Source organism: Nonomuraea sp. NPDC059023 (assembly GCF_042740095.1).
Taxonomy (GTDB): Bacteria; Actinomycetota; Actinomycetes; order Streptosporangiales; family Streptosporangiaceae; genus Nonomuraea.
On the sequence record NZ_JBHYIO010000095.1, the window covers coordinates 1 to 8,693 of the forward strand.

General features: G+C 71.2%; 10 protein-coding genes. 3 read left to right on the plus strand and 7 right to left on the minus strand.

Annotated elements, in window-relative coordinates:
- The first annotated feature begins 363 nt into the window (after positions 1 to 363).
- On the plus strand, positions 364 to 759 hold the full coding sequence (locus ACFWYW_RS58360; RefSeq protein ID WP_379627826.1) for a hypothetical protein: 396 nt from the start codon (positions 364 to 366) through the stop codon (positions 757 to 759).
- 106 nt (positions 760 to 865) lie between these two features.
- Here ACFWYW_RS58360 and ACFWYW_RS58365 read toward each other — a convergent pair whose 3' ends face one another.
- Positions 866 to 1,585, minus strand: a complete 720-nt coding sequence (locus ACFWYW_RS58365; protein WP_379627828.1) for an ATP-binding protein — start codon at positions 1,583 to 1,585, stop codon at positions 866 to 868.
- Positions 1,586 to 1,869: 284 nt separating this feature from the next.
- On the opposite strand from ACFWYW_RS58365, the gene ACFWYW_RS58370 reads away from it, so the two are divergent.
- Together ACFWYW_RS58370 and ACFWYW_RS58375 are read left to right on the plus strand one after the other, a co-directional pair.
- On the plus strand, positions 1,870 to 2,259 hold the full coding sequence (locus ACFWYW_RS58370; RefSeq protein ID WP_379627831.1) for a hypothetical protein: 390 nt from the start codon (positions 1,870 to 1,872) through the stop codon (positions 2,257 to 2,259).
- Positions 2,260 to 2,470: 211 nt separating this feature from the next.
- Positions 2,471 to 2,806 carry a hypothetical protein gene (locus ACFWYW_RS58375; RefSeq protein ID WP_379627833.1) on the plus strand — a complete coding sequence of 112 codons (336 nt, stop codon included), beginning with the start codon at positions 2,471 to 2,473 and terminating at the stop codon, positions 2,804 to 2,806.
- A 609-nt stretch (positions 2,807 to 3,415) separates the two neighbouring features.
- Here ACFWYW_RS58375 and ACFWYW_RS58380 read toward each other — a convergent pair.
- The 6 genes from ACFWYW_RS58380 to ACFWYW_RS58405 all read right to left on the minus strand — a co-directional run bounded on the left by ACFWYW_RS58380 (position 3,416) and on the right by ACFWYW_RS58405 (position 8,377).
- Complete coding sequence (locus ACFWYW_RS58380; protein ID WP_379627835.1) at positions 3,416 to 4,441, minus strand: CPBP family intramembrane glutamic endopeptidase; 1,026 nt, start codon at positions 4,439 to 4,441, stop codon at positions 3,416 to 3,418.
- Positions 4,442 to 4,616: 175 nt separating this feature from the next.
- A complete protein-coding gene (locus tag ACFWYW_RS58385) occupies positions 4,617 to 5,249 on the minus strand; it encodes a 3'-5' exonuclease (protein WP_379627837.1) in 633 nt (210 codons plus the stop codon).
- Between the two features lie 42 nt (positions 5,250 to 5,291).
- Positions 5,292 to 6,428 (minus strand): ATP-grasp peptide maturase system methyltransferase, encoded by a 1,137-nt coding sequence (gene tgmC / locus ACFWYW_RS58390; RefSeq protein WP_379627839.1) that lies wholly within the window; start codon positions 6,426 to 6,428, stop codon positions 5,292 to 5,294.
- Positions 6,425 to 7,408, minus strand: coding sequence for an ATP-grasp ribosomal peptide maturase (gene tgmB / locus ACFWYW_RS58395; protein WP_379627841.1), 984 nt, complete (start codon positions 7,406 to 7,408; stop codon positions 6,425 to 6,427). Before tgmB ends, tgmC begins: the two co-directional genes overlap by 4 nt.
- 2 nt (positions 7,409 to 7,410) lie before the next feature.
- A complete protein-coding gene (tgmA, locus tag ACFWYW_RS58400) occupies positions 7,411 to 7,680 on the minus strand; it encodes a putative ATP-grasp-modified RiPP (RefSeq protein ID WP_379627843.1) in 270 nt (89 codons plus the stop codon).
- A gap of 388 nt (positions 7,681 to 8,068) precedes the next feature.
- Positions 8,069 to 8,377, minus strand: coding sequence for a hypothetical protein (locus ACFWYW_RS58405; RefSeq protein WP_379627845.1), 309 nt, complete (start codon positions 8,375 to 8,377; stop codon positions 8,069 to 8,071).
- Positions 8,378 to 8,693: the final 316 nt, after the last annotated feature.

An 8,693-nucleotide genomic window follows, 5' to 3' on the forward strand; every position in this document is an offset into this window, starting at 1 on the left:
GAACCCACCCCTGGGCCCGCCCACCCGGCACCCCCTCCGCACCGGACGGGCGGGCGGACGGACCGGTATCAACGCCCACCTGCGCCCCCGATGTCAAGCCCCGTCCCGGCCCCCGCACCGGGACACGACCCCAACCCCCTTCACGGACTTCAGGCCGCGATCGGCCGAGCGGCTGCTACGGGCCTCGGCCGGGCACGGCCGTGACGACGCCGACCACCTACCGCAGGCCCGGCCCGGCTCGCCGAAGCAGCGTCTTCCCCCACTGGTGATCCCGGTCGCGACCGGTCGCGGCCCCGGCCCCACGGCCACCACCCGGCCTGCCACCACGACACCCGCACCCCGACCACGCGCCCAACGGCCCACGTGCCCGTCACCGACCGTTCCGCCGCCATCACCCCCAGCGGCGGCGCATCGGCCGTCAACGGGCCGCACAGCCCCGCACCGCCACCATCGCCCCCACCCGCGTGCGCGCCCGCGCCGGACGCGGACACCGTGGTCGAGGGCGGCGTGTTCGCCCTGGTCCAGCTCACGCCAGGCGCCCCGCGCAGCAGCTCGGCCAGCGTCGGCAGCCTCACCGGGCCCGGCTCGGGCACGCCACGCTCAACCGGGCCAGGCGAACCCGAGCCGGACGCCGGACCCGCCTCGGCCGAACCCCGCTCGGGCCGCTCCGGCAGGAGGGGCGGCAGAGCGTACCGCAACTCGCGCGGCCCGCTCGCGCTGATCACCACCCGCTTGCCACGCAACGCCAGCCACCAGTAACGCACCACCAGAAACGCCCAGTCAGGCCAATCCCTGCGCAAGGCGGCGAGCGCCTCCTGCGCCCACGGCTCCTGCCCGAACGCGGACACCTGGTCCGCCGCCCGCCTCAGCTCGCCTCCCGCAGAGCCGCGCAAGGGTCCAGGCGCACACCCTCCTGCCGACTGCTGGCATCAGATCTATCGGCCGCAAGTAGTTCCCGGACGCCGCCCGTCTCCGGCACGTCCACATCGCGCTCGGCCGTTGCACCAGCCGCCGTGGCGTCCGAGGCCGATCCGGTCACTTGCTCGGCCAGGGCCAGTTCGGCCCAGACCGCATGCCCGGTCACCTCATCACCCGCCGCCCCGGTCCGGACCGCGAGCTTGGCCACCCCGGCCAGGCCCCGCCCCTCCTCAGCCTCCGGCAGCGCGCCGGGCGCCCGTGAGAAGTCCGGGACCGGGCCGCCGCCCAAGTCGTAGACCACGATCCGCACCGACGCCGCCCCGAGCAGCACCTCGACCACGAAGAAGCCCCGTTCCCGGCCCGAGCAGGTGTGCCGCAGCGCGTTGCTGACCAACTCGGCCGTCACCCACACCGCATCCTCCACCCGCCCGGTGTCCGCCAGCAGCTGGCCCACCATGCGGCGGGCCAGAGCGGACTGGTCACCGCGTCCGGGGAAAGCCCGCCGCCACGCCATCCCGCCCCACAAACGCACGGCGCGGAGTGTGGACATCATCAGACCCGGCGCCAGATCCGGGAACTCCTCGCCGACCGGCTCCCGCCGGAGGGGGAAAGCCGACGGGGCGAGGAGGTTGCTCGGCTGGCTCGTGTGCTGCGTGTGGGTGTTCATGACAGGTGTCCCTTCCGGTCCGCGTCCCGGCCCGATGCCGGGAGCGGCCAGCACGATCACCCACCTTCACGCCCGAATCACACCCCCAACCCGACCCCCGACGCCGACACCGCCCCGGCCTGCGGCAACACCCGCCGCCATGCCCGTCGCCCCCACCGCGACCGGCACGTCGACCACCCCACACCCAGACTGGAGCCCCTCGCCGCAGTCCGCCTACCGTCCCCCGACCCCGGCGCACGGGGCCGCCGCGCGCACCCACGCGCCAACGGAAGGGGCATCAGGCCATGTCCGGCACCGGATACCAGACACTCCTCGACTGCCGACGCCGCAGCCGCTACCTGCGCCAGCACGGCTTCACCCACGACCAGATCGCCCTCATCCTCGCCCTCGACCACCCCGCCACCCCACTCCGCCTCCACCGCTACGCCGCCGGACTCACCGCCGCCCAAACCATCGAAGCCTTTCACCGGCTCGCCGGCACCACCGGAGCCGGACTGCGCGAGTCCCGCCTCTACGAGCATGAGACCTGGCCCCAGGCAGCCCGCCGACCCTCCATCTCCACACTCCGACTGCTGGCCCGCATCTACGGCACCCAGCCGGTCCACCTGCTCACCGCCGAAACGCTGGCCACCTACCCCGCACGAGACCAGCGCGCCCTACACGAGGACGGGTGAGATCACCGCCGTCGCCACCAGAGCCTCACCTCACCCGCCCCCCAGCTGCGCCCTAGTCAGGCAAGGAGACGTTCGTACACCTGCCAGCCTCTAACGCGCCCGAGACCATGCCCTCGCCCTGATCGACGACGCCGACCAAGACCAGGACCAGGACCAGGCATGGGCTGGGTATCTCACCCCGACCAAGCTGGACGCGATCAGCGGGCGCGCCATGGTCATGCTCGCCCGCCGCCGGAACCTGCTCGTGCGCGACGCCGAGACGCTGCTGCGCGCCCGCGCCCTGGACGCCTCCGAGGTACACCAGCGTTCTGCCGTACGGCACGGCGCCTGGCTGTGCCTGGCCTACGTCCGCACCGGCGACCTTGACCAGGCCGTGCACACCGGGCACCTCGCACTCCAACGGCTGCCCGAGCTGACCTCGGTCCGCTGCAAGACCCTGTTCGCCGAGATCCGCTCCGAGCCGGCCCCCTACGCCCGTCGAGCCCCCCACGTGCGAAACCTGATCACCGAGGTGGACCGCCAGGTGCCTCGCTCAGTCCAGAGGTAGGAGTGCCCGCCGACCGCCCGGCGAAGGCCACTCCGCCCGACGCCAGCTTCGTCAACTGGCGTCTCGGGCTGGCCAGCGAGCGCGCTCAACCGCCGTCAGGGCCTGGAGGGGGAGGTCCATGACGTCGTGTCTTCCTGCCGGGCTCCAGGGCGGTGGCCGTGGGACGGCGCTCAGCGCTTGCGGTCTCACGGCCACGGATTCCGGGCCGGGCCTGTTCCTGGAGGCGGTCAGCCTGTGGCTGGGAGTCTGGGGTCCGCAGCTGCGGCGTGTGGGTGGTTGCTAGGTCGGGCGTGCCCTGTCTGGGAGTCGGGCATCGCGTGTGACCTGCTCGGTCTCGGCCATGCGGCGAGTTCGCTCAGAATAGGTGTGCCCGGCGGAGCACGAGCTCTCCTGGCTGTTGCGACTCCGCCAAGCCCGGTTGCGTCCGCTAGAACAGGAGGGTATGGATCAGGAGGGTATGGATAAGGTGCATGGCCAGGGAGACGGTGGCACGCGCCAGCATCTTCACGAGGGTGCAGTACCCGGGGCTCGTCGGGGGCCTGATCGGAAGCCATACGGAAGACAGCATTGCGGCTCCGTGGGCGATGCGGGCGTACTTCTGCCGAGGCGTCATGACATCACCTGGCCGGAGGACGCAGGAGCATCGAGGTCGGAGCGCTCGGCTGAAGGTCGGTCGGGTCGGCCGATAGGTGCGGTCACGCGGCGTTTAGCTCGCCGCCATAGCCAGCGCACGGCCGGTCGGGCGCAGAAGCCGACGGTGATCAACAGGCCCACCCCCACCAGGATCAGGAGGGTCCACGGGTAGCGCTGCCCGAGCGCATCCCACAGCGTGTGCGCGGCGACCAGCGGCAGCAGCCGCTCCCAGCGCCGCCACAGGGAGACCATGCCGACGCCCAAAATGACGAGTGCGACAGCAGCCCAGGAGAACTGTGCGTGGTAGCTGGCGCGCACTATCGCGGGGATCAGATACACCCACACGACGGGCACGTTGCGGCGGGCCAGGCTGGTCACCAGCAGCACCGCGGCCACCTCCTCGCCGGCCCCTGTCCAGAGGGAGCGAATCAGCCGCTCGGCGTAGGTGTCGATGTGCGCCACCGCGCCCACCAGGCCACCCGCCTCAGATTGCGTCGTCTGCCCCGTGAGCCGGATGCCCAGCCATGTCGCGAGCGCGACGACCCCGCCGGTGCTCGCCAAGATGAGTGGGAGAGGCGCGAGCGTCAGCGGCAGGTCGCGTCCGCGCGGTGGCCACAGCGGTGCCCGGCCGAGTTGCTGGCCGGCCACGAAGAGGCACATCCCGGCCGAGGCCATGTAGTACAGGCCGTAGGTGACCAGGTTCGGGACGGTGACCGCCAACACGGTGATGATCGCGCTGGCCGCCACGATGCCGACCCTGACCATGATCGGCTTTCCTGGCAGGCACCAGCCCGCCAGAAAGGTTCCTAAGATCATGACCTGGGCCAGATAGTAGGCCGTCAGCACCGCGCTGATCGCGGGCACATCGGGACCGAGCGCGGCCCACCAGGTGGTCACTGGGCCGGGATAGGCGAGCGCCAGGAGGATCACCACGGCCGCCGTCAGCGGCGCCGGTAATGACACCGATCGGCCGACCGCTACGCCCGGGTCGATCTGTCTCATTGCACACTCCATCATGTGAGGTCTTGGGCAGGGTGGCTTTTGCCGCCGCCGTCAGGCCCTGCGGCGTCGGCAAAGTTGGCCGTACGCGCCCTATTCGGGCCGAGGAAAGCTCGTGGCGGCGCAGGGCTCGGGGCATCTCGTTGTCCAGGACAAGGCCTATGAGCTCAAGCAGGCGTCAGAATTCCAGCGTTGTCTGCCCGGCCGCCGGTTGCTGCCGCAGGCCGGCGATGCGCTCCAGTTCGGCCAGCGTGGTGGCGGCGCCGCCGGGCAGGTCCTGCACCAGGGCGGGGAGCAGGAGCGCGGCCGCGACGGCGTCCCACAGCGCGCGGTGCGGGCTGCGTTTGGGAGCGAGGGCGCGCACCTGGTCAGACAGGCCGTACTGCGTGATCAGCCTGCTGAGGCTCCATCGTTCAGCTGCCGGGCGCAGGTGCTTGTACAGGCGGGCGGTGTCGATCAGCGCGACGGCTTCCAGGTCGGGCAGGTGGCGCTGCAAGAGCCGCCAGTCCACACCGATGTTGTGGCCGATGAGGATCTGCTTGTGCACACGTGTGGTGATGTCGTCGGTGACATCTTCGAGGGGCGGCGCCGTCAGCAGGATGGTGCCGGTCAGGTCTGGAGAGATCCACGGCCGGGGCGCGATGGAGCGCCCGGGGTTGACGGTCGTCTCCCACACTCCGCCTATCTCTGGACGGCCGGCGGCCAGCGGGACGACCGCGATCTCCAGGATCTTCTCGCGATCGCGGTCCTGGCCGCCGGTGCCCTCCAGGTCGAGAGCCACGAGCGGTGCGGCCGTCCATAGCTGATCCACGGTGCGGGGTTCTCCTTCGACGGGTCAGTGGCGAGAGCAGCTCTACGGTTGAGGGTGCGCCGGTAGAGTCCACGAGGGCCCGTTTGGCTCGCCCAGCCACACCCATTGCCGTTCGAGTGTCGCGGTCAGCCCGAACCCGGACTGGTGCGGGGAGCCTGCCCCGCGCCAGAGCTCGATCACCTTCTCCACCGCGTCCCACAGCCGTACGGGGCCGTCTTGGTGGACGATCCAGCCTCCGCCCGGGGCGTCGCTGATGTCGGCCTGCGCGCCGGTGCGGGGGTCGCGGAGCGTCAGCGTGCTGTCCAGCCACCCGAGGATGGCGCCGGGTATGGCGAGTTGCACCGTGAACAGCGCGGCACTGTCCTTGACGATCTTCGGGTTGAGGTCCGTTGGCCTGGCCTCTCCCCGGCCTATGTACATGTCGCCGCGGGGAGGGGCGGCGTGCGGCCGGGCGGGCATGAAGTAGACGTCGTCGTTGACGAACCGTCCGCGTGCCTCACCAGCGTCGGTGACGGTCAGGTGCGCGAAGGCCGCGCCTTCCGCCCAGCCGAGCATCGGCGCCGTGATGGTGCCGCCCGTCCGCACTTGTGTCAGCCAGGCTGGCGGGATGGTTCTGACCGCGCAGGTGGCGATGAGCCGGTCGTAGAGTGCTCTCGCCGGGTATCCGGCGAGCCCGTCCCCCAGGACAAGCGTCGGGGCGAAGCCTGCGGCTTCGAGCGCGGCACTGGCTCGGCCAGCGACTTCAGGGTCGGTCTCGACGGATGTCACCGCCTGCTCGCCCAGGCGGTGGCACATGAGGGCCGTGGAATAGCCGGTCCCGGTGCCGATCTCCAGCACGCTACCGCCTTCGCCGATGCCGGCCACGTCGAGCATCTGCACGACCAGGCTGGGCAGGGTGGAGGAGGAGGTAGGCCGCCGGATGCCCATGGGCCCAGCGGCGTCGCGGGCCATGACCCCGTCGACCTGAGTCACCCACGTCTCGTCGGTGTAGACCAGTGCCAGCCACTCCTCCTCAGGCATCTCTGAGCGGCTCACGGGCGTCCAACCGCCAGCGTCCTGGTACTGGAACAGGGCATCGCCGACGAACAGCTCACGCGGCACGGCTTCGAGCGCCGCCGTCCAGCCTGGGGAGGCGATGGACGCGGCCAGCTTCTTGCGCAGCGGGGATGCATCGATCATGCGGATTGCCCTTTCAGCAGCGTGTCGGCGATGGCCTCGGCGATGGCACCGGCGTCCGGGAGCCATCCCCACTGGCCGTTGGGGTTGCACTCCAGGAACACCCACCGACACTCACCGGTGTCGGACTCGGGTTCCTCCAGCGCGAAGTCGAAGCAGCCGAACACCAGGCCGAAGTGGTCGAGGTAGGCGTGCATCGCGGACGCCACAGGCGAGGGTACCTGGATGGGCGTATGTTTCAGGGCCGCCCAGTCGCCGCGCCGCCAGTCCAGTTCCCCGCTCGGGCTGGTGATCTCACTGGCGAACATGTGCGGGCCGACCACGGTCACGCGCGCGTCGCCGGCCTTGGCGATCTCGGCCTGGAAGAGGTGGGCGGTGAGCGCGACGGTGTCGTCCACCTCTGCTGGCCCGACCCGCTGGGTCCAGATGGCCCCGACCCGCCCGTCAGGGGTGTACGGCACCCCGCGCAGCGACTTGTACACCATGGGGTCGTGGTCGCGGCCGAACCAGACCGTAGCCTCCCGCTCGTTGGTGATCAACGTGGCGGGCACGTCCAGGCCCACCCGGCAGGCCGCCTGCAGCTGGGCCGGTTTGTGCTCGGCCCACTCGTTGCGGGCCGGGTGGTTGACGTACAGGCAGTCGGACAGGCTGGCCAGCAGCCCTTTCAGGCCGTAGCGCGCCTCTGCCATCGCGAACGCGCGGGCTTGCGGGTCGAGATGATGGAAGCGCCAGGTTCCGGGCCGCCGGTGGTAGACGGCCCGGACGTCCTCCAGCGCGATCTGGCGGCTGGGCGTATGCAGGTGTCCCGTCCATTGGCCCGTACCGGCGCCGATCTGCGCGCCGAAGGTCAGCGTCTCGCCGATGTCGGCAGGATCGACACGCGCCACCATCGCGTCTCGGGTGTTGAGCGCGCCGATGACGAGGTCCGCGGTGGCGTCCTCCTGGCAGGTGACGACCATGATCACCTCGCGGGATGAGGACACAGCTAGTCAGATCCTGGGTCGTTGGGGGAGTCGTCGGCCCGCTCGGGGGCGTTCTCGGCGCCATCATGCGGCTTGGAGTAGGAGATCGTCAGGGCGGTCTGTTTGGTGGCGTCGAAGACGTCGACGGCCGCCCCATCCTTGTCAAGGAAGGTCGTGCGCTGAGTTTCCGGGTCGAGCCGCGTAGAGACCCATACGGGGTCTTCCTGCGTAGCGGGGTCCGTTGCCCGGCTCAGCCCCCAGGGGCGCGGTGCCGGGGCGTGGATCACAGTCATGTCCGTCTCCTCACGGTGGACTGATCTCTCTCTGACGGTGGATGCCAGCATCGGCGTCGACCAGAAGGGGCCGGGCCGGTTGGTGTGGGGAGGGCGGCGAGGCGGCGCCGTCGCCCTCCCCTCTCGACCGGGCCGCCGTGCGCGCTTGCAGACGCGCGGTGCGTCGGCGGACCGGGAGTGCGATCGCGGCCTGGGCAGAGCGGGTCATCACCCAGGCCACGAGATCGGGGAGGCGACGCAGGCCGGGGAGCCGAGAACGATATGGCAGGCGTACCCGCCCCGGCCCACACCTCCTCAACGTCGGGGGGACGCGAACCGGCCGTGCGTGGCAGGCTCCCGCCGGCTCGCGTCCCTGCTTCGGCCCGGTCCCCCGTCACCGGATGCTTCGTCACGTGAGCTTCACCTCGCACTCCCCACGCAAAACCCAGCCGAGCGCCTCCAGCTCGGCGATACGCCTGGCGAGCCACTCTTCCTGCGTCATGCCGCGTGGCAGATGGACGAGCTGGCAGTAGCGCATGTCCGAGCGCTCCGAGGCGGAGCATTCCTGGTGGATGAGGCCGTTCCATATCCAGATCTCCCACGTGTGCGGGCTGGTGCCGTTCCGCTGGCCGAACTTGATGCTGCGCGCCGGGGGCCAGCGGGGAGCGTCGGCACCGTTGTGTGGCTGGGGTGGCGGCGGCGGGGGCGGCCTCCTCATCCCAGCCACTTCCCGGCCCCTTGGCGGGGTCGGCGGCCGCGGATCTGGCCGCCTCGGCTGGCTGACGCGCCCGGGACATGACGGCTGCCCCCGGGACTCCGGTGATTGGGGGTCACCGGCGCCGACCAGGCATCTGCGCGCGCTGTGCCGTCGTCGCCACAGCACAACCTGCACCCAGGTTCCGAGGGAAAGCCGATCTTCCCGGAGCGGGCCGCCCGCACCCCCACGCGGCGGGCGGCTCGTAAGTGGCTCTCGCTGTCCGCGAGCGTGGATGTGAGGGTGGGGGACCGCGGGCCCGGGGGGCGCGGGGCCCACC